This is a genomic window from Sphingorhabdus sp. YGSMI21, assembly GCF_002776575.1.
In the GTDB taxonomy this organism is placed as follows: Bacteria; Pseudomonadota; Alphaproteobacteria; order Sphingomonadales; family Sphingomonadaceae; genus Parasphingorhabdus.
Genome location: NZ_CP022548.1, coordinates 550748 through 569308, shown reverse-complemented (window position 1 = coordinate 569308; position 18561 = coordinate 550748). Strand labels below are relative to the sequence as shown.

17 protein-coding genes are annotated in these 18561 nt (G+C 59.5%); 8 read left to right on the top strand and 9 right to left on the bottom strand.

What is annotated here, in order from left to right; translation table 11 throughout:
- The first annotated feature begins 130 nt into the window (after window positions 1–130).
- From CHN51_RS02630 to CHN51_RS02605, 6 genes are all read left to right on the top strand, one after another.
- Entirely contained in the window at window positions 131–1696 is a 1566-nt protein-coding gene (locus CHN51_RS02630; protein ID WP_100092624.1) for an amino acid permease, read from the top strand.
- A gap of 124 nt (window positions 1697–1820) precedes the next feature.
- On the top strand, window positions 1821–3407 hold the full coding sequence (locus tag CHN51_RS02625) for an NAD(P)/FAD-dependent oxidoreductase (RefSeq protein ID WP_100092623.1): 1587 nt from the start codon (window positions 1821–1823) through the stop codon (window positions 3405–3407).
- 5 nt (window positions 3408–3412) lie between these two features.
- The gene (locus tag CHN51_RS02620; protein WP_100092622.1) at window positions 3413–3865 is read left to right on the top strand and encodes a GtrA family protein; all 453 of its coding nucleotides are present in this window, start codon (window positions 3413–3415) and stop codon (window positions 3863–3865) included.
- Window positions 3866–3870: 5 nt separating this feature from the next.
- Window positions 3871–5241 (top strand): sulfatase-like hydrolase/transferase, encoded by a 1371-nt coding sequence (locus CHN51_RS02615; protein WP_240616933.1) that lies wholly within the window; start codon window positions 3871–3873, stop codon window positions 5239–5241.
- A gap of 4 nt (window positions 5242–5245) precedes the next feature.
- Window positions 5246–7018, top strand: coding sequence for a hypothetical protein (locus CHN51_RS02610; RefSeq protein WP_100092620.1), 1773 nt, complete (start codon window positions 5246–5248; stop codon window positions 7016–7018).
- A gap of 70 nt (window positions 7019–7088) precedes the next feature.
- On the top strand, window positions 7089–7466 hold the full coding sequence (locus tag CHN51_RS02605; RefSeq protein WP_100092619.1) for a VOC family protein: 378 nt from the start codon (window positions 7089–7091) through the stop codon (window positions 7464–7466).
- A gap of 10 nt (window positions 7467–7476) precedes the next feature.
- Here the strand turns inward: CHN51_RS02605 and msrB are convergent, their stop codons facing one another.
- The 4 genes from msrB to CHN51_RS02585 form a co-directional block, all read right to left on the bottom strand.
- Window positions 7477–7983, bottom strand: coding sequence for a peptide-methionine (R)-S-oxide reductase MsrB (gene msrB, locus CHN51_RS02600; protein ID WP_100092618.1), 507 nt, complete (start codon window positions 7981–7983; stop codon window positions 7477–7479).
- 80 nt (window positions 7984–8063) lie between these two features.
- Window positions 8064–9380: a cytochrome P450 gene (locus CHN51_RS02595; RefSeq protein ID WP_100092617.1), complete on the bottom strand. Its 1317-nt coding sequence runs from the start codon at window positions 9378–9380 to the stop codon at window positions 8064–8066.
- A 115-nt stretch (window positions 9381–9495) separates the two neighbouring features.
- Window positions 9496–10695: an ABC transporter permease gene (locus tag CHN51_RS02590; RefSeq protein ID WP_100092616.1), complete on the bottom strand. Its 1200-nt coding sequence runs from the start codon at window positions 10693–10695 to the stop codon at window positions 9496–9498.
- On the bottom strand, window positions 10692–11654 hold the full coding sequence (locus CHN51_RS02585) for an ATP-binding cassette domain-containing protein (protein WP_100092615.1): 963 nt from the start codon (window positions 11652–11654) through the stop codon (window positions 10692–10694). The genes CHN51_RS02590 and CHN51_RS02585 overlap by 4 nt, the downstream gene beginning before the upstream one ends.
- Window positions 11655–11698: 44 nt before the next feature.
- Between CHN51_RS02585 and queG the strand changes: the two genes are divergently transcribed.
- Entirely contained in the window at window positions 11699–12754 is a 1056-nt protein-coding gene (gene queG, locus CHN51_RS02580) for a tRNA epoxyqueuosine(34) reductase QueG (protein ID WP_100092614.1), read from the top strand.
- Here the strand turns inward: queG and CHN51_RS02575 are convergent.
- The gene (locus tag CHN51_RS02575) at window positions 12740–13117 is read right to left on the bottom strand and encodes a hypothetical protein (protein WP_240616838.1); all 378 of its coding nucleotides are present in this window, start codon (window positions 13115–13117) and stop codon (window positions 12740–12742) included. The two genes, queG and CHN51_RS02575, sit on opposite strands and share 15 nt — an antisense overlap.
- Window positions 13114–13794 carry an EI24 domain-containing protein gene (locus CHN51_RS02570; RefSeq protein ID WP_100092613.1) on the bottom strand — a complete coding sequence of 227 codons (681 nt, stop codon included), beginning with the start codon at window positions 13792–13794 and terminating at the stop codon, window positions 13114–13116. The genes CHN51_RS02575 and CHN51_RS02570 overlap by 4 nt, the downstream gene beginning before the upstream one ends.
- Before the next feature lie 106 nt (window positions 13795–13900).
- Between CHN51_RS02570 and CHN51_RS02565 the strand changes: the two genes are divergently transcribed.
- Window positions 13901–14899 (top strand): adenosine kinase, encoded by a 999-nt coding sequence (locus tag CHN51_RS02565; RefSeq protein WP_100092612.1) that lies wholly within the window; start codon window positions 13901–13903, stop codon window positions 14897–14899.
- Here the strand turns inward: CHN51_RS02565 and CHN51_RS02560 are convergent, their stop codons facing one another.
- The 3 genes from CHN51_RS02560 to tsaD form a co-directional block, all read right to left on the bottom strand.
- The gene (locus CHN51_RS02560; protein WP_100095387.1) at window positions 14900–16381 is read right to left on the bottom strand and encodes an oligosaccharide flippase family protein; all 1482 of its coding nucleotides are present in this window, start codon (window positions 16379–16381) and stop codon (window positions 14900–14902) included. It abuts the gene before it with no gap.
- A 121-nt stretch (window positions 16382–16502) separates the two neighbouring features.
- A complete protein-coding gene (locus CHN51_RS02555) occupies window positions 16503–17498 on the bottom strand; it encodes an NAD(P)H-dependent glycerol-3-phosphate dehydrogenase (protein ID WP_100092611.1) in 996 nt (331 codons plus the stop codon).
- Entirely contained in the window at window positions 17495–18529 is a 1035-nt protein-coding gene (gene tsaD / locus CHN51_RS02550; protein WP_100092610.1) for a tRNA (adenosine(37)-N6)-threonylcarbamoyltransferase complex transferase subunit TsaD, read from the bottom strand. Before tsaD ends, CHN51_RS02555 begins: the two co-directional genes overlap by 4 nt.
- Window positions 18530–18561 lie beyond the last annotated feature (32 nt).

Below are 18561 nucleotides of genomic sequence, written 5' to 3'. Positions count from 1 at the left end.
ACCAGTTCGGACCCGAAAAATATCTCCCTATCGGCGCGCAGAATAATTGCGCACAGCCCCGCCGAATCCCTCTTGCGCATTGTAAAAATCGGCGTAATCCAAGCGCAGTTTTTCGGGACAGGATTGCTGCATGGCTTTCAATCTTTTCGGACGTATCAAACCCCTCGACGCAATATTGGAAACGGCAGAGAAAAAGGCGCTCACCCGCTCTCTCGGCCCCGTTCAGCTGACCTTGCTGGGGGTGGGTGCGATCATCGGCACCGGGATTTTCGTGCTGACATCGGAGGCGGCGCAGAAGGCCGGGCCGGGGATGATGTGGAGCTTCGTGATCGCCGGGCTGGTCTGTGCGGTTGCGGCGCTCTGCTATTCGGAACTGGCCTCAATGGTGCCGGTATCCGGTTCGGCCTATACCTATACCTATGCGGTGATGGGCGAGTTGCTGGCGTGGATGGTCGGCTGGGCGCTGATCCTCGAATATGCGGTGGCGGCGAGCGCGGTTTCGGTCGGCTGGTCCGGTTATTTTGTCGGCTTGCTGGCCAATGCCGGGATCCATTTGCCGACGGCGCTGACCATTGGCGGCTATGCGCCTGGCGGGCTGATCAATCTGCCGGCGTTGGTCATCGCGCTGCTGGTTACCTTCCTGCTGATGATCGGCACCAGCGAGAGCGCCAAGGTCAATGCAGTGCTGGTGGCGATCAAAGTTGCGGCTTTGACCATGTTCATCGTGCTCACTCTGCCGATGATGCAGGGGCAGAATTTCGATCCGTTCCTGCCCAATGGCTGGTTCGGCGAAAGCCGCGGTTTTGGCGCGGTCGGCGCGGCGGCCTCGATATTCTTCGCCTATGTCGGTTTTGACGCGGTATCGACCGCGGCGGAGGAAACCAAGAATCCGCAGCGCAATGTGCCGATCGGTCTGATCGGCAGTCTGGCGATCTGCACGGTCTTCTATCTGCTGGTCGCCGCCGGTGCGATTGGTACGGTCGGGGCGCAGCCGATCGTCGACGCAGCCGGAAATGTGCTTGCACCGGGCAGCACCGCATTTGCCGCGCAATGTCAGGCCTTGCTGACAGCTGGCCATGAACCGCTGGTCTGCAGCCACGAAGCGCTGGCCTTCGTCTTGCGCACCATCGGCCAGCCGGCATTCGGCAATGCCATTGGTATTGCCGCCTTTCTGGCGCTGCCCTCGGTGATCCTGATCATGCTGTTCGGCCAGACCCGGATTTTCTTCGTGATGGCGCGCGACGGATTGCTGCCGGAAAAGCTCGCTACGATTCATCCGAAATGGAAGACACCGCATATCGTGACGGCGATTACCGGCGTCGCCGTGTCGATATTTGCGGCTTTCCTGCCGGTCGGGAAGCTCGCGGATATTTCCAATTCGGGGACCCTGTTTGCTTTCCTGATGGTCGCGGTGGCGGTGCTGATCCTGCGCCGGACGGATCCGGGCCGGCATCGTCCGTTCCGTACGCCTCTGGTCTGGCTGGTCGCACCGCTGGCCATCGTCGGATGCCTGGGTCTTTTCTACAATCTGCCTCTGGAAGCAAAGCTGGTCCTGCCGATATGGGGCGGGATCGGATTGTTGCTCTATTATGCTTATGGTTACAGAAAGAGCCATGTCGGGCGCGGCCATGTCGAGGTGCACGAAGTGGATATCGATGCACCGCCGCAGCCGGTGCCACCGATCAGCGACCAGTGAGCCACGCGGACGGCCTGCAAATTTCAGAGCGCCATTAACTATCTGCTAACCAATTTCGTTCACTCCTGTTTCTGAAACATGAACGGCGCGGATATGCGCGCGCCACGAACAGGGAACGGACTTTATGACCAGACAGAGCACGCCCGCAAATTCTCCGGTAGACGTCGCCATCATTGGCGCGGGGCCGGCTGGCCTGACCGCCGCCTATTTGCTTTCCAAGAAAGGCTATTCGGTCACGGTGATCGAAAAAGACCCCAAATATGTCGGCGGGATCAGCCGGACGGTGGAGCATGAAGGCTTCCGCTTCGATATCGGCGGGCACCGCTTCTTTTCGAAAAGCCAGGAAGTGGTTGATCTGTGGAATGAAATCCTGCCCGATGATTTCATCCAGCGCCCGCGGATGAGCCGCATCTATTATGAAGGCAAATTCTACAGCTATCCGCTGCGCGCCTTTGAAGCCTTGTGGAACCTCGGTATCTGGCGCTCGACTTTGTGCATGCTCAGCTATGCCAAAGCGAAAGTCTTCCCGAACAAGAATGTAAAGAGCTTTGAAGACTGGACGGTTAACCAGTTTGGGCACAAGCTCTATTCGATCTTCTTCAAGACCTATACCGAGAAGGTCTGGGGCATGCCCTGCGACGAAATGTCGGCGGACTGGGCGGCCCAGCGGATCAAGGGATTGAGCCTCTGGAACGCGGTGACCGACGGCTTGAAACGGTCGCTCGGCCTCAACAAGAAACCCAATGACGGACAGGAAGTGAAAACCCTTCTCGAAACCTTCCGCTATCCCCGCCTCGGACCCGGTATGATGTGGGATGCCGCCAAGGCCCATGTCGAGGCCAAGGGCAATGAAGTGCTGATGGGCCATAGCCTGAAACAGCTCGCCCAGGATGCCGAAGGCAACTGGCGGGTGAGCGCGACCAGCGCCGATGGCGAGACCATCATCAATGCGAAACATGTGATCTCGAGCGCGCCGATGCGCGAACTCGCGACCCGCATCCACCCGCTGCCGCAGTCACTGCCGGAAGCGCAGGATCTCAACTATCGGGATTTTCTGACCGTGGCGATCAAGGTGAAATCCGACGATCTGTTCCCTGACAACTGGATCTATATCCATGACGATCGCGTGCAGGTCGGTCGCGTGCAGAATTTCCGCAGCTGGTCTCCCGAAATGGTGCCGGACGAAAATATCGCCTGTGTTGGCCTGGAATATTTCTGTTTCGAAAATGACGGCCTCTGGTCCTCGTCTGACGAGGATCTGATCGAGCTCGCCAAGAAGGAAATGGCGATCCTCGGCCTGTGCAAGCCTGAAGATGTCGTCGGCGGTTCGGTTGTCCGTCAGGAAAAGGCCTATCCGGTCTATGACGATGCCTATGAACAGAATGTCGCCACCATGCGCGATGATCTGGAAAAACGTTTCCCGACACTGCACATGGTCGGTCGCAACGGCATGCACCGCTATAATAATCAGGATCACGCGATGATGACGGCGATGCTGACGGTCGAAAATATCGAGGCTGGCACCCGCAAATGGAATGTCTGGAACGTCAACGAAGACGCCGAATATCACGAAGCGGGTGATGAAGGTGCGCAGCAGGTGATCGCCGAGGAAATCAGCGAGGACCGCGTTGCAGCGCTTGAAAGCATGCGCGATGTGCCAAAGCGGATCGGGGAAGCCGCGCCAGAAGCCAAACCATCCAAAGCGGCGTAAGCAGGATGGAACGCAGTGGCGCAGACAGACGGTCAACCATCGGCAGCTGGATAGGCAATCTGCCTGCTCCGCTGGCGCTGCTCAACCGTTTCTCGATCACACGTTATCTGCTGGCGAGCGTCGTCAGCCTGGCGTTTGACGTGGCTCTTTTCATGATCTTGGTCGCCTTTCTGTTCGATCCCGGATGGGCGTCGGCTGCGGGCTACAGCGCGGGCATTGTCGTCCACTGGTTCATTTCTTCGAACTTTGTATTTCCCGGCAAACGCCGCGAGGGCACCGCATTGCAGGTGCAACGCTTTGGTTTCATCGCTACTGCGCTGCTGGGGCTGGGCATCACCGTCAGCATGGTCAGCGGACTGACCAGTGCAGGTGTGCTGCCGGTACTGGCCAAGGCGGCAGCGGTGGCTGTCAGCTTCTTCGCGGTCTATTTTGCCCGCAAATATGGCGTGTTCCGGTGAGCTATATGGATATGGCCATCGAAACGCCGGTGACCCAGCATCGCTTCAGCCCGGACTTCAGGAAATTTCTCAACTGGGCTTTGGTCTGGATAATGCTGGCCAATATTCCGTTCATGGCGATGTGGATGGTCGGCGCGCCGCCGCGTGCTATTCCGATCGCTCTGGCAGGACTCGTCGGCCTGATTGTCAAGCGTATGCCGAGAGCGGTGCAGTGGGTCGCCTTTGTAGCCGTGATGACCTATTCCCTGCTGTCCTTTGTATCCGGGCTGTTCAGCCTGACGCTCGACTCGCTGGTCTATTCGCTGCAGTTTTTCGCCGAAATCAAGCCGGGCAATTCGATTGAATATATTGCGGCAACAGTGGTCCTGTTCGGCATTTTGATCGGCAGCTGGTTCCTGCTCAAGCGCGACACCAATTTTGCCAAACCGCTGCATATTCTGCTCGGCGGAGCGTTGATCTTCGGACTGGTCGGCGCGGACGCCGCAGTCGGCGAGGGCATGCGCGGCCATTATTTCCGGCCCGCCCCGGTCGGCGCGGCTTTTGAATCGGCGGTCAACAAGTCGGGTTTTGCCGCCCGTGCCGATGGCAAGCGCCATCTGGTTCTGATCATGGTGGAATCGCTGGGTGTCCCCAAGGATAACCAGGCGATGTCCGACAAACTGTTCGCTCTTTATAACAGCAGCGCCGTCAAGGAGCGCTATGAAGTCAGTCAGGGTACGAGCCTCTATTATAACAGCACCACGTCCGGCGAGATGCGCGAACTTTGCGGCCGCTGGGGCGACTATTATGAATTGCTCAAGAGCGATGACCCGAAGACGTTCGATTGTCTGCCGGCGCAGCTTGCCGAAAAAGGCTATGCGACCCAGGCGATGCACAGTTTCAAGGGGCCGTTCTTCAAGCGCGAAACCTGGTATCCGAAAATCGGCTTCCAGAAGCGCGAATTTGCCGCCGATCTGGAACAGCGCGGCGCGGAATGGTGCGGCGGGGTTTTCGCTGGTGCCTGCGACCGTCAGGTGCCAAAGATGCTGGCTGACAATCTGAAGCGTGCGACACAGCCGACCTTTCAATATTGGCTGACCCTGAACACCCATCTGCCGGTTCCGACAGGGCAGAATCTCAACGCCGAGAATTGCGAAAAAGTGTCGGTCGAACTGGCCCGTGACTATCCGATGATCTGCAGACAATTCGCGATATTTGACGATATCGACAGGGCGCTGATCGCCGAAATTACCGCGAGCGATTTCCCGGAAGCGGATATATTACTGGTCGGCGACCATATGCCGCCCTTTTTCGACCGCCATCATCGTTCACAATTTGACCCGGAGCGCGTTCCGTGGCTTTATCTGAAAGCCAAGGGCTCAACGCCCAGGGGGTAAGATTTTGGAACGCTTGCGCGGCAACCTGCCCATATTATTGATCTGGCTCGCAGTCTGCGCGCTGCTGGTTCTGATCACCCGTAGCCAGATCATGAGCGGCTTTGGCTGGGATCCGGACGACCAATTGCGCATGGTCCAGCTGCGCGACTGGCTCAACGGGCAAGGCTGGTTTGACACCACACAATATCGGATTGGCGAACCGGACAGCCAGCCGATGCACTGGCCCCGCTGGATCGAACTGCCGCTGGCTCTCGTATTTCTCCTGCTCAAGCCACTGGTGGGAGCAGCAACCGCCGAAACCGCGGCAATGGTCATTGTACCGTTGGTCACGCTCGGTATCGCCATGTGGCTGGTTGCAAAAATCACGGAACAGGTTTTTGATCGCCCGATCGCAATTCTCGCGGCGACCCTGACGGCGACGGCTGTCCCGATAGTCGCGCAAATCCGGCCGATGCGGGTAGATCACCACGGCTGGCAGATCGTCCTCGCGCTGGCGGCATTGTGGACCATGTTCTGGCCCGACAAGCGCAAGGGGGGCATCGCGCTGGGCGTGGCGCTTGCGCTTTGGCTTTCGATATCACTGGAAGGACTGCCGATATCGGCCGCTTTCATCGTGCTTCTGGTCTGGCGCTGGCTTTTCCGGACCGAAGAGGGAGTCCGGCTTTTCTGGACCCTGCTGAGCTTCCTGATCGCGAGTTTTCTGCTTTATCTTGGTAGCCAGGGCTGGTTCGACATCGCGATCAGCTATTGCGACGCGCTGTCGCCCGCGCATCTGCTTGCCTGCGCGGCCGGGGCCGCCATCATATTGCCGGCGATCAAATGGCTGCCGGCGAATATCCCGTTGCGCGTTGCCAGTCTGGCCGTCGCCGGACTTCCGGCTTTAGCCATATTCTACGCTCTTGCGCCGCAATGTGTCGGTGGAGCGTTCAACACGATGGATCCGCTGGTCCGCGAATATTGGCTGGTCAATGTCCTTGAAGGTCTGCCGATCTGGTATCAGAATGGCAAGACCATGGTCACTCTGCTGGGCGGCTCGATCATCGTCGGGCTGGGCAGCCTGATCTACATCGTCTGGACCCGGCCCGACCGGATTGACGGCAGCAAATTATTCATTCTCGGCTATGCCTTTCTCTGGGCCCTGCTGCTCTCCCTGTTCGTCCAGCGGGCCACCGCGGTTGCGGCGGCCTTCGCCCTGCCGTTTCTCGGCTGGGCGGTGCATCGGGCATTCGTCTGGGCCCGGGGCATAAAGAGAGTGCCGGCACGGATATTCGCCACCGCAGCGGTCGTGTTGCTGATCATGCCGGGGCCGCTGGCGGTCGCCCTGTTCAACGGTGTCGGCGATGACGAGCAGAAGCCCGAAAACAGCCCGGAAAATGCCATGTGCAGGAGCGATGAGTCACTGGCCCGGCTGAATGCCTTGCCCCGCTCCAATATTCTGGCACCCTTTGATTTCGGCCCGCGCATTTTGCTGCTGACCCCGCACAGCGTGCTTGCCACCAGCCACCATCGCAACGATCAGGCAATGGGTGACCAGATCAGGATATTTACCGCATCGCCGGACGAAGCCCGTCCTTTGATGGAGGCCCACAATATCCGCTATATCGTCACCTGCGACGGGGAAGCCGAGCTGGGCATTTATGCGAAGAAACATCCCGACGGCCTGTGGGCCGGTTTGGCGAAAGATGAAAAGCCGGACTGGCTGCAATCTGTCCACATTCGGGACAATGGCCTTAGAATCTGGCGGGTGACGGCAAAAGGCTTGCCTAACGATATCTAAACCATGATAGGTTTGGCTCGATGGTCGCACATTGAGATGGTCGCAGGCAATAAGAACCACGGAGTTTTAAATGGCAAGGGTCACCGGTCTCGGTGGAGTTTTTCACAAGGTGAAAGACCCGGCAGCAACACGGAAATGGTATAAGGACTATCTCGAACTGGACGGCGAATATGGCCCGATGCTCAACTGGTCGGATGAAAAGGGTGACAAACCCTATAGCCTGATCAGCCATTTCCCGGACACCACCGAATATCTGAAACCCAGCGAAGCGAGCTTCATGATCAATCTGCGCGTTGATGATCTGGATGCCTATGTCGAAAAGCTCAAGGGCAAGGGCCTCGAGATACTCGGCCATATTGACGAAGGCTATGGCAAATTTGCCTGGATCCTGGATTGTGACGGGATCAAGCTGGAATTCTGGCAGCAGGTAGACGCGCCGGAAAGCTGAATCTTGCAGTTCAGGCAGGAATGAATTTCAGCGCCAGTCCGTTGAGGCAATGACGCTTGCCGGTCGGTTTCGGGCCGTCATTGAAAATATGTCCCAGATGCCCACCGCAGCGCGCGCAATGGACTTCGGTCCGCGGATAACCGATCTTGTAATCTCTTGACGTGCCGATCCGGTCCTGGGCGATAGGGCCCCAGAAGCTCGGCCAGCCGGTGCCGCTGTCATATTTCTTGTCGGATTTGTAGAGGCCGAGATTGCAGCCCGCGCAGGCGTAAACACCCGCGCGTTTCTCCTTGTTCAGCGGGCTGGAATAGGCCCGTTCGGTGCCTTCCTCGCGCAAGATACGGTAGCGGACGGGCCCCAGGCGACGTTTCCAGTCCTCTGCCGAGCGGTTGATCGCGAATTTCCCGCCCGCCCGCGCTTCCGCATTGCCGAACAGCCCCGAGACGCTGGCAGCGCCGACTGCTCCGGCCGCGACCAAAGTACCGGATATAAGAGTGCGCCGGTTGAGCGATTTCATCTGCAATCCTTTCCGCTATTCCTGAATCATTCGACGCAGGACGGATAAAGGTTACAGATAGGGGCCTGAACGGAAACTGATCAATATTTCGAAAGCTCGACTTCCAGTTCGCGGAAGCCGTGGACGAAACAGGCATGGACGCGGCGATGCTTGCCGGTCGGATTGACCTGCATCCGGCGCTTGTGCATTTCCTCCAGCAATATCCGGATCTGGAGTTCGGCGAGACGGGCCCCGACACAGCGGTGGATACCATAGCCGAAAGCCAGATGCCGCCGCGCATTTTCTCGGTCGACGATGATCTTGTCGGCTTCCGGGAAAACCTCTTCATCGCGGTTGGCCGAAATATACCACATGACGACTTTGTCGCCCTTTTTGATCTGATGCCCGAACAGGTCATGATCTTCCAGAGCGGTGCGCCGCATATGGGCGAGCGGGGTCTGCCAGCGGATGATTTCCTGCACGGCATTGGGGATCAGGTCCGGGTTCTCCTGCAGCTTTTTCCGCTCTTCGGGAAATTGCCCAAGACCATAAGCTACACCGGACATGGTATTGCGGGTCGTGTCATTGCCGCCGACGATCAGCAGCACCAGATTGCCCATGAATTCCATGTGATCCATGTCGCGCATATGTTCCGAATGGATCATCATCGAGATCAGGTCGGGTGTCGGCTCGGCATTGACCCGCTCGTTCCAGAGCTTGGTAAAATAGGCGCCCATTTCGAAAAGAATCTGGCGGCGCTGTTCGGTCAGGTCTTCCGCGACCGACAATTCGACATCGCCAGCCCAGTCGGACCAGTAGGTCAGCAGCCTGCGGTCTTCCCAGGGGAAGCCGAACAGGATTGCCAGCATGCCGGTGGTTAGTTCGATCGACACCTTGTCGACCCAGTCGAATTTTTCACCCCATGGCAGGCTGTCGAGCACTTCTTCGGTGCGCTGGCGGATCTCGTCCTCCATCCGCTTCATCTCGGTCGGCGTGAAGGCCGGCGCTACGGTGCGGCGCTGTCCGGTGTGCTTGGGCCGGTCCATTGCAATGAACATCGGCAGCTGGAAATCGGAGTCGTCGAAATCGGGTTCCGCGATGGTGATGCCGCCATGGGCAACGTCGGACGAATAGATATCCGGCAGCGCCTCGACATGCTGGATCGGCTTGTAGGTGGTGATATTCCAGAAATCCCCGTGCACACCGCCCTCGATCTTGTTGATCGGTGCCTGTTCCCGCATTTCGGCGAAAGGCTTGCGCCACAGATCCTTGCTGTACAGTTCCGCGCGGCTGACATCCCAGGGGTTGGCATCGGTGTCCGCGATCGAAGGGTGGGTCTTGTACCATTCTTCCAGCGCCTCGTCGGCGGTAGGGGATGTGGTCAGATTATTGAGGTCAATTTGCGGTACGGATGCCATAAGTCTCTCCTGCCGTTGCTTGTGTCAGCAATCGGTTGCGTTTCAAAACTCGTTCAATCTGCCGCTATTGACAGTAATGTCAATGTCTTTTCGGCAAATGGCGTGAATCGCGCGACTATTTTCCGGTGACGCGGGCGAGCAGGCCCTTTTTGCGTGCAGCCTGGCCGGATTTCATCACATTACGGCGGAACAGCATCACCGAAAAGCGGATGATGATGATCGTGAAAACAGCCTGCCAGACCAGCGCCAGGCCATGTTGCCAGATATTGTCCATTTGCGCCGCGCGAGCGATCATCGCGAACGGTGAGCTGAACGGGAACAACACGGCAAACCATTCGACCGGTTCGCCCAGCTTGGTGATCGAGGAATAGGCGAGAAAGAAGACCAGCAATTGTCCCATGGTCACCGGCATCGACAGGGTTTGCACCTCGCGAACCGTGGTGGCCATCGCGCCAATCCCGAGAAACAGCGAGCCGAGCAGCAGATAGGCCATGGAAAAATAAAGGATCAGCAACAGGCAGAACAGGGGCCAGCCGACGGCGGGTGACGGCAGCGCGGCCCAGTTGCCGCCAGCCAGAAGCGCCACGGACAAGCCCATGGTGCTCCACACCGTAATTCCGACGAGCGCCATGCCCAGCATCGCAAAAAGCTTGCCGAGAAATATTGCGTCCATCGGGATCGCTGCGGCCAGGATCTCGATGATCTTGTTGGTCTTTTCCTCCACCAGGTTGGACAGCACCATGCCCGCGAGGATCATCGTCAGCAATATCAGGATTGCCTGACCGGCCTGGGCCGTCAGCAACTGGTTGCGCTCGCTGGAACTGCTCGTCTGGCCCACGAATGTTGTCGTGATATCGACTGTGGCAGGCTGGGACAGCGCGGTTTCCGCTAGCAGGGCGACTTTGCCCTGCCATCGCTTGACGTCGCGTTCCGAGCCGGTCAGCACCGGCTTGTTCAAGGTCCCCGACAGAATGGCGGTCAGAGATGTCTCGCTGTTCAGTTTGGCGATTATGTCGGTTTCCTGTCCGGAAATATCGGCCAGGACAATGAACTCCGGCAGGGCTTTTGTACCCAGATTCTCCGACAGGCGGGACCGCGCCGACATCAGGCTCTCCGCTGCTTCGCTGCCCATGGCAATGCCGATGACCGGATTGTCGATATCCTGAGAAACTTGCGCTCCCAGACCGCCCGCAGCTACCGCGATTCCGATGGGAAACAGAGGGCCGAGCAAAAAGAAAAAGAAGGATTTGGAAAATATGATGGCGGTGAAATCGCGACGGGCGATGACAAAAGCGGCGCGGATTGTTTCGATCATGCTGCTGCCTCCACATCATTGTCTTCGGCGTCTTCGTCCATCTTGCGGGCAGCCGCTTCCCCGGCGATCTCGACAAAGGCGTCGTGCAGGCCGGGCCGCTCGATCGACAGGGATTCGATTCCCGCACCGCCTTCCACCAGTGCGTGGAGCAGCAGCTCCACACCGCTTTCCGGCAGGGTGAAATGCCAATTGTGTCCGAGGGGTATGCAGTCGGCTGGGATAGCCGTGCGCCAGGGCCCGTCAAGATTGCGGGTTTCGAGATGGACTTGCGGGCGCAGCCGGTCCCGCGCTGCTGAAACCTTTCCCTTGAACGGGATTTTGCCGTCGGCGATTATCGCGATTTCCTCGCAGAGCCGCTCGGCATGCGCGATTACATGGGTGGAGAAGATCACCGTCACGCCCTTGTCTGCCTGGGCCCGGATCAATCGTTCGAGCTTGCCCTGGTTGAGCGCATCGAGTCCCGAAAACGGCTCGTCGAGAATGATCAGGTCGGGATCGTGAACCAGCGTGCCGAGCAATTGTACCGTCTGGGCCATGCCCTTGGACAGTTGGCGGATTTGCTTGTCGGCGGCATCGCCAAGTCCATGATCTTCCATCATCCTGCGCCCGCGCTTGCGCCCCTCGGCGAGCGGCAGTCCACGCAGCGCGCCCATGAAGGCAATAGCGTCATAGGCTTTCATCGACTGATAAAGCCCCCGCTCCTCCGGCAGATATCCGACCTGATGTGCTTTTGAAATCGGTTCCGCCGAGCCCAGCAGGTAGCGTTCGCCTTCGTCGGGGTCGATGATCCCGAGCAGCATGCGCAGGGTCGTGGTCTTACCCGCTCCATTCGGTCCCAATATGCCAAATATGCTGCCCTTGTTGATGGTCAGGTCGATGCCGTTGACAGCCGCTTCACCATCAAATCTCTTGACGATATTGCGGGCCTCGATGGCATATTCGGAATGGGGTGCGTGCATTTACGGCTTTCATAACTGTCGGGAGTGTTTGATAGGGAAAGCCTATGCCGGATGACAAGTTAAGATTGACCAAAGCGCTGGAAAACAGGGCGAAGGATGAAGGCTTTGCCGCTGTCGGTATCGCTCCGGCCAGACTGGCACCCGAAACCGGGTTGCGTCTGCAGCAATGGCTTGATGAAGGCCGTCAGGGTGACATGCTATGGATGGTCAACCGGGCGGACGAACGGTCCGATCCGGCAACCCTGTGGCCCGATGTACAGACGGTTGTCATGCTGGGCATGAGCTATGCGCCGGCGGTTGATCCCTTTGCCCTGGAGCCCGTGTCCGATCACGGCCGGATTTCGGTCTATGCCCAGGGTCGGGATTATCATGATGTTGTGAAAAGTGCGCTGAAGCGCACCGCCCGCTGGCTGGTCGAGCAGGCGGAGTGCGAAGTGAAGGTCTTTGTCGACACCGCGCCGGTGATGGAAAAGCCGCTCGCCGAAGCTGCCGGACTCGGCTGGCAGGGCAAGCATACCAATGTCGTCAGCCGCGAACATGGCAGCTGGCTGTTTCTCGGCGCAATTTATACGACCCTCGATCTGGAACCGTCCAAGCCGGGAAGGGACAGTTGCGGCAGTTGTTCTGCCTGTCAGGATATTTGTCCGACCGGCGCCTTCCCCGCGCCCTATCAGTTAGATGCCCGGGCTTGCATTTCCTATCTGACGATCGAGCATAAGGGGCCGATCCCGCACAAATATCGCAAGGCAATCGGCAATCATATCTATGGCTGCGATGATTGTCTCGCGGTCTGTCCGTGGAACAAATTTGCCAAGGCAGGTGCGGCGAACAAGGCATTTCTGCCGCGCGCCGAACTGGCCGCGCCCGCTCTCGTGGACATTTTGGCGCTCGACGATGCCGGTTTCCGGCAGGTTTTTTCCGGATCTCCGATCAAGCGAACCGGCCGAGACCGCATGGTCCGCAACGCGCTGATCGCAGCGGGGAACAGTGGCGATACTGCGCTTATTCAACCGGTTCAGGCGCTGCTCGAGGATGAGGATGACGTGATCAGGGAAGCGGCCGGCTGGGCGCTTGATCAGTTGGCGTCAGCGCAGCCTTAGCGCATTGACGCAGCTGACCCGGTCGACCGCTGCGCCGTCGCTGCGGCGAGTATCGATATGCGTCACGCGCTGGCTTCCGCCGTTTTCCTGCGGATAGAGATAGGCGTCGAGGATGCAGGCACCGCTGGCGAACTGCAGTTTCCGCGCAGGTGGTTCCGATATGTCCAGTTGGGGATTGCCGAACAGGCGGGTCAGCTGGTCAGCGGTCTTGCCCATGACGATTTCCAGCCCTGCCACGGAACTGAGCGGCGATCCCGACACGGCAGGCAGTCCTGTGCTTCGGGGCGTCGTGGCGGTCGAGGCGCAGGCGGCCAGCGCCGGCAGGCTGAGCAGGACAAGAAACTTGGCTTTCATGCGGATCATTCTCTTTTCTTTCCGTGCACCAGATGGGTAGCCATAGCGGCTGCCAAAACCGGCGCAAGAAAATTGACGAAGGGAATGGCGAGCAACAGCGCGGCGGCCAGCCCGAGAACAAATCTTTTTGCCTTCGGAAGGCTCCATTCCGTGGCGAGGCTTTGATGGTCGCTGGCATGGCGTGCCGCGACCATGTCCTGCAGGTCGCGGCCCAGAAGAATGGCATTGATCGCGAAAAAGGCAATCGGAACGCCGACGCCGGTGACCAGCAGCAGGACGTAGAGCGGTATCGCAAGAATATTGTAGCCGAGCGCGCGGGCCGCGGACGCCAGCCCCATTCTCATGCCCGCTCCATAGCCCGGCGGCTTCGCACTTTCTGCCCGTCCCGGATAATATCGCCGTTCCACCGCATCGACAATGTCGTCCGAGAAGATGTTGAGGACAAAAATGGCCACGATCCGGAACAGCAGGACTCCTGTCATTATGGCGATGATTGCGGCGGCAGCGGCGGCGGCAAATCCGCCATCGGACCAGCCCAGCCATGCAAATAGCCACAGCAAGCCAAAATAGGCCGCAACGCCGAATAGCGCGAATAGCAACAGGGTGAGCAGAATGACCTTCAGCAGGATCTTCAATATCGCGCGGTCGGTGAGCTGCGCCAGAGCGCGGGTAAAAGCCTCTATCATGTCCGCTTCATGTCACGATTGGCAAGCGGGCGTCAATTCTGCTTGATGGTCCAGACCCAAATCCCTAACGCAGCCGCAATAGTGCAACCAGCCCAGAGGTATATTTATGACCACCGAAGCCCGCTATGATATCGTCGCCATCGGCAACGCGATTGTCGACGTCATCTCCCAGTCGAGCGACGAATTTCTGGAAGAGGAGCAACTGGTCAAGGGCAGCATGGCGCTGATTGATGCCGACAGGGCGCAGGAATTGTACCGCGACATGGGGCCGGCGCGCGAAATCAGCGGCGGTTCGGGTTCCAACACGCTGGCCGGCGCGTCCACCCTGGGGCGCCAGTGCGCGCTGATCGCGCAAGTGGCAGACGACCAGCTCGGAGAGGTCTTCGCCCATGATATTCGGGCCACCGGGATCGATTTTGACGTGCCGCCGCTGGGCAAGGAGCCGCCAACGGCGCGCTGCCTGATTTTCGTCACACCCGACGCGCAGCGGACGATGAATACGTTCCTTGGCGCATCGCAATTCCTGCCGCCGGCTGCGGTTGACGCCGATCTGATCGCCAGCGGCGCGATTCTCTATCTTGAAGGCTATCTGTGGGATGCCGATGAACCCAAGGCCGCGATGGCTTTGGGGATCGACATTGCCCGGGAAAATGGCCGGAAGGTTGCCTTCACCCTGTCCGACACTTTCTGTGTCGACCGGCACCGGGCGGAATTTGTCGGTCTGATCGATGGCGGCAAGATTGACATTCTCTTCGCCAATGAAGCGGAAATCATGATGCTGGCCGAAACCGAGGATTTTGACGCTGCGGTCGCGCAAACGGCTGCCAAGGTCGAGACGCTGGTCGTCACGCGAAGCGAAAAAGGGGCGATCGCGGTCCGGGACGGTAAGACAACCGCTGTTGCCGCCGAGCCCGTCGACCAGATCGTCGATACCACCGGTGCCGGCGACCTTTTTGCCGCAGGTTTCCTCAGCGGTTACATTGAAGAGCGCCCGATGGACGAATGTCTGACCATCGGCGCGGTCGCTGCAGCGGAAGTAATTTCCCATTATGGCGCGCGTCCGGAAGCCGATCTGCGGGCGCTGGTGGAAAAACGGCTGGGCTAATCAGCCTTTCATTTTGAATAGCGTCCGGTCCTCCGGTCCAAAGCCCCATTTCCAGATGACCCAGGCGTAGCTGCCAAGGATCATGGGTATGCCGACGATCAGCTCTGCCCATTCGGGCAGGCGCGTCGCGAGAAAGCCGACGGCGCTGGCAACGCCTATGGCGATCAGCAGGGTCCAGCGCCAGCCGTTGACGGGCGCATCGAGCAGCTTTGACAGGAATATTGCCTTCACCACCGAAGCATAGGCGAGGGCGACCATCAAGGCCGCCGCGACCGCCGCTGCCTGATACAGGGGGCCAAGGCCGAGATAGACGCAGATCTGGATGAAGGCGACGCTGAGCGCAGCCTGCAGCAGCAACATCGACAGCGAAATCAGCAGATTGCGATGGCGGGCAATATAGACCAGCGCGGATTCGCTGACCACGGCGGTTGCGGCCACGGCTTCGGCTGCCAGCAGGAAGGCCAGCGCGCCGGTGCCGCCGACAAATCCCGGACCGACAAGGCCCATCACGGCTTCGCCTGGAATCGCCAGCGCCAGGGCAATGCCGACCTGCGCTGCAATGATCCAGAATCCGACCTGGCTGACCTGGCTGGCGATAGCCTTCATATTGCCGGCCTCCAGATTGCGCGTGATGACCGGCCCGAGAATGGGGTCAAAGCTGGTCTTGAGCTTCTGCGGCAGGCTCGCCACCTGCTGCGCGATATAATAGATACCCACAATCGCCGGCGATGCGAACAGACCGAGGATCGCCAGATCGAGACGGCGCGAACCCCATTCGGCTGCGTCGGCAGCGGCAAGGGGCATGTTGCGGCGGGCCATCCGCGCGATTTTCAGCGGCTCCGGCCGCCAGCCGTGCGGCAGGCCATAGCTTTTGAACAATGGCCATAAAGAGGCCGCCAGTGCGGCGATCATCGACACGACATAGGAGAGGATCAGGCCGTCGCGCAACGAATAATAGGAGAAGAGAAAGGCGGCGATGCTGATCGTCCACGGCTCGACAATCGACCGGGCGCGCACGGTCGAGGCAATATCGTAGCGGTAGGCGAGCGCGGCGAGCGCGATATCGGCGCCGACAACGGTAAATATCACCAACGGCAAAAACCGGTCGAGACCGTTGATTTCGCTGTTCGGGAACATGATGAAGGGAAAAGCGATAAGAATGCCTGCGGCGATCCCCGACGCCAGAAAGCTTACCAGCAGCCCGTCCCAGACGACATGGACATGCGGCCTCTGGGTCTTGCTCAGCTGGGCCGCCAGCCCGCGCTTCAGCCCGAGCGTTGCCAGTTGAGCGGCGAATTCCACCACCAATATTGCATAGGCAAAGCGGCCTAGCGCTTCTGCACCATAGATCCGGCCGGCGATGAACAGAAAGGGCAGGCGCGCGGCGAGGCGCAGCAGAAATCCGAAAATATTGGTCCGCCCGCCTTTGGCCAGCGCGGCAATATCGTCCTTGCTCTTGTCGGCGGGTGTGTCGCCATCAATTGGCGGTGCACCAGCCGTGCCTGATGATTCAGGACTGTTCAAATCGCTCTCCGGCTGGTCCGCTCCAGGACAGACTGTCTATAGCAGTTTCGGTATTTTGTCATCATCATGGCTCGCCGGTCTATCTGCGTTCGGAAACCAGCGGCCTTTTCATGAGCTGGGTGACTACAGACTGAACATCGGCCTTGCCGGCAAGCAGGGCGCAGACGGCGTCGACGATCGGCATGTCGACCTGGCGTGCTCTTGCGTCCTGCTGGAGGACCGGGGCCGTGGAAGCTCCTTCGGCAACCGTTGTCCGGTCCGACAGAAGCGATTCGGCTGACTGGCCCTCTCCCAGTCCACGGCCGAGCGAGAAATTGCGCGAACTGGTCGAGGAACAGGTGAGCACCAGATCGCCAAGGCCGCAAAGCCCGGCAAGCGTGTCCGCCCGGGCGCCGCGCGCTGCCCCATAGCGGAGCATTTCGGCAAAGCCGCGACTGATCAGGGATGCACGGGCATTTTGCCCCAGCCCCGCCCCGTCGACCACGCCGCAGCCAATCGCCAGCACATTCTTGACCGCGCCGCCGATTTCCGCGCCGACGACATCGTCGGAATAATAAGGCCGGAAACGCGGCTTGGCGATCAGTGGTTTGAGCCGCTCCCAGAGCGCTTCGCTTTCGCAGGCCAGCGTCAGGGCGGTCGGCAGGCCTTGCGCCACTTCATGGGCGAAGGTCGGGCCGGACAAGACAGCGAGGTCGTTGTCCGGTCGCACGATCTTGGCAACTTCGCTCAACAGCAAGCGGCTGCTTGCCTCGATCCCCTTGCAGCACAGGATCAGCGCAGCACCGGAATCGGGTAGCGCTTGCAATGTGGTGCGCAGATGTTGTGCCGGCGTGACCAGCAGCAGCACATCGCAGGCCGCCATTGCGCCTAAATCCTGCGTTGCGCGGATATTGTCGCGGAGCCGATGGCCCGCCAGAAAGGATTTGTTCTCGTGGGTGTGGTTGATCTGGTCAACAACTTCAGGTTCGCGGGCCCACAGAAGGAACTCGTCCTGATCTTCCGACAGAACCTGCGCCAGGGCCGTGCCCCAGGCGCCCGCGCCGATGACGCCTATTCTGGTGATTGCCGCACTCATGCCTTCACTCCCGCACCGCGCGCTTTTTCAGCCGTAGGGTCCAGCGGCCAGCGTGGCCTCGCGACGAAATCGAGGGAATCGGTCATGCCGGCGGCAAAGCGCTCTGCGCCAGCCCAGGCAATCATCGCGGCATTATCGGTGCACAGCCACTGCGGCGGCGCGGTAAAGGCCATGCCATTCTCTTCTGCGACTTCTTCGAGCATGGCGCGGATCGGTGTATTTGCCGCGACACCGCCGGCGACAACGAGATGAGCGCAGCTGGCATGATCGCGAATCGCTTTTTCCAGCCGGTCGCGCAGACAATCCACCACCGCTTGTTGGAAAGACGCAGCAATATCTTCCGGCCGGTACGCACCGTTTTGGTGGGCGCGGACCACCGCGCTTTTCAGACCGGCGAAGGAAAAATGCGGTTCGGCTGATTTGATCAGCGGACGGGGCAGGGGAACCGCAGCCGGATTGCCCTCCCGCGCAAAGGCCTCGACCCTGGGGCCACCCGGATAGCCAAGACCCAATATTTTCGCGGTCTTGTCGAAGGCTTCGCCCGCGGCATCATCAATCGTTGTGGCCAGCCGCCGATACTGTCCGACGCCTTCGACGCGCAATATCTGGCAATGGCCGCCGGAAACGAGCATCAACAGATAGGGAAAAGCCAGATCGGGATTGACCAGTCGTGGTGACAGGGCGTGGCCCTCGAGATGATTGACAGCGACCAGCGGTTTGCCCGCCGCCATCGCCAGCGCCTTGCCGGTAACCAGCCCGACCATCACCCCGCCAATCAGGCCGGGGCCTGCTGTGGCAGCGATCGCGTCGACATCGTCCAGCGATTTTCCCGCTTCTTCCAGTGCGGCCTCGATCAGCGGCGTCAGAATCTCGGCATGGGCGCGGGCTGCGATTTCGGGGACCACGCCGCCATAGGGGGCATGTTCCGCCTCCTGGCCAGCGAGTTTGTGCGCCAGAATCTCCCGATCAGACGTGACTAGCGCGGCTGCCGTTTCATCGCAGCTTGATTCAATTCCCAAGATCAGGCTCATGACGCTTTTACTTAGGCGCTCAAGCCATTAGG

Excerpts from the sequence above, each read along its gene's own strand:
- CHN51_RS02620 (WP_100092622.1), top strand. The coding sequence starts at position 3,413 with ATGGAACGCAGTGGCGCAGACAGACGGTCAACCATCGGCAGCTGGATA.
- CHN51_RS02590 (WP_100092616.1), bottom strand. The coding sequence starts at position 10,695 with ATGATCGAAACAATCCGCGCCGCTTTTGTCATCGCCCGTCGCGATTTC.
- CHN51_RS02585 (WP_100092615.1), bottom strand. The coding sequence starts at position 11,654 with ATGCACGCACCCCATTCCGAATATGCCATCGAGGCCCGCAATATCGTC.
- CHN51_RS02630 (WP_100092624.1), top strand. The coding sequence starts at position 131 with ATGGCTTTCAATCTTTTCGGACGTATCAAACCCCTCGACGCAATATTG.
- CHN51_RS02555 (WP_100092611.1), bottom strand. The coding sequence starts at position 17,498 with ATGAGTGCGGCAATCACCAGAATAGGCGTCATCGGCGCGGGCGCCTGG.
- msrB (WP_100092618.1), bottom strand. The coding sequence starts at position 7,983 with ATGAAATCGCTCAACCGGCGCACTCTTATATCCGGTACTTTGGTCGCG.
- tsaD (WP_100092610.1), bottom strand. The coding sequence starts at position 18,529 with ATGAGCCTGATCTTGGGAATTGAATCAAGCTGCGATGAAACGGCAGCC.
- CHN51_RS02615 (WP_240616933.1), top strand. The coding sequence starts at position 3,871 with ATGGATATGGCCATCGAAACGCCGGTGACCCAGCATCGCTTCAGCCCG.
- CHN51_RS02595 (WP_100092617.1), bottom strand. The coding sequence starts at position 9,380 with ATGGCATCCGTACCGCAAATTGACCTCAATAATCTGACCACATCCCCT.
- CHN51_RS02625 (WP_100092623.1), top strand. The coding sequence starts at position 1,821 with ATGACCAGACAGAGCACGCCCGCAAATTCTCCGGTAGACGTCGCCATC.
- CHN51_RS02570 (WP_100092613.1), bottom strand. The coding sequence starts at position 13,794 with ATGATAGAGGCTTTTACCCGCGCTCTGGCGCAGCTCACCGACCGCGCG.
- CHN51_RS02565 (WP_100092612.1), top strand. The coding sequence starts at position 13,901 with ATGACCACCGAAGCCCGCTATGATATCGTCGCCATCGGCAACGCGATT.
- CHN51_RS02575 (WP_240616838.1), bottom strand. The coding sequence starts at position 13,117 with ATGATCCGCATGAAAGCCAAGTTTCTTGTCCTGCTCAGCCTGCCGGCG.
- CHN51_RS02605 (WP_100092619.1), top strand. The coding sequence starts at position 7,089 with ATGGCAAGGGTCACCGGTCTCGGTGGAGTTTTTCACAAGGTGAAAGAC.
- queG (WP_100092614.1), top strand. The coding sequence starts at position 11,699 with ATGCCGGATGACAAGTTAAGATTGACCAAAGCGCTGGAAAACAGGGCG.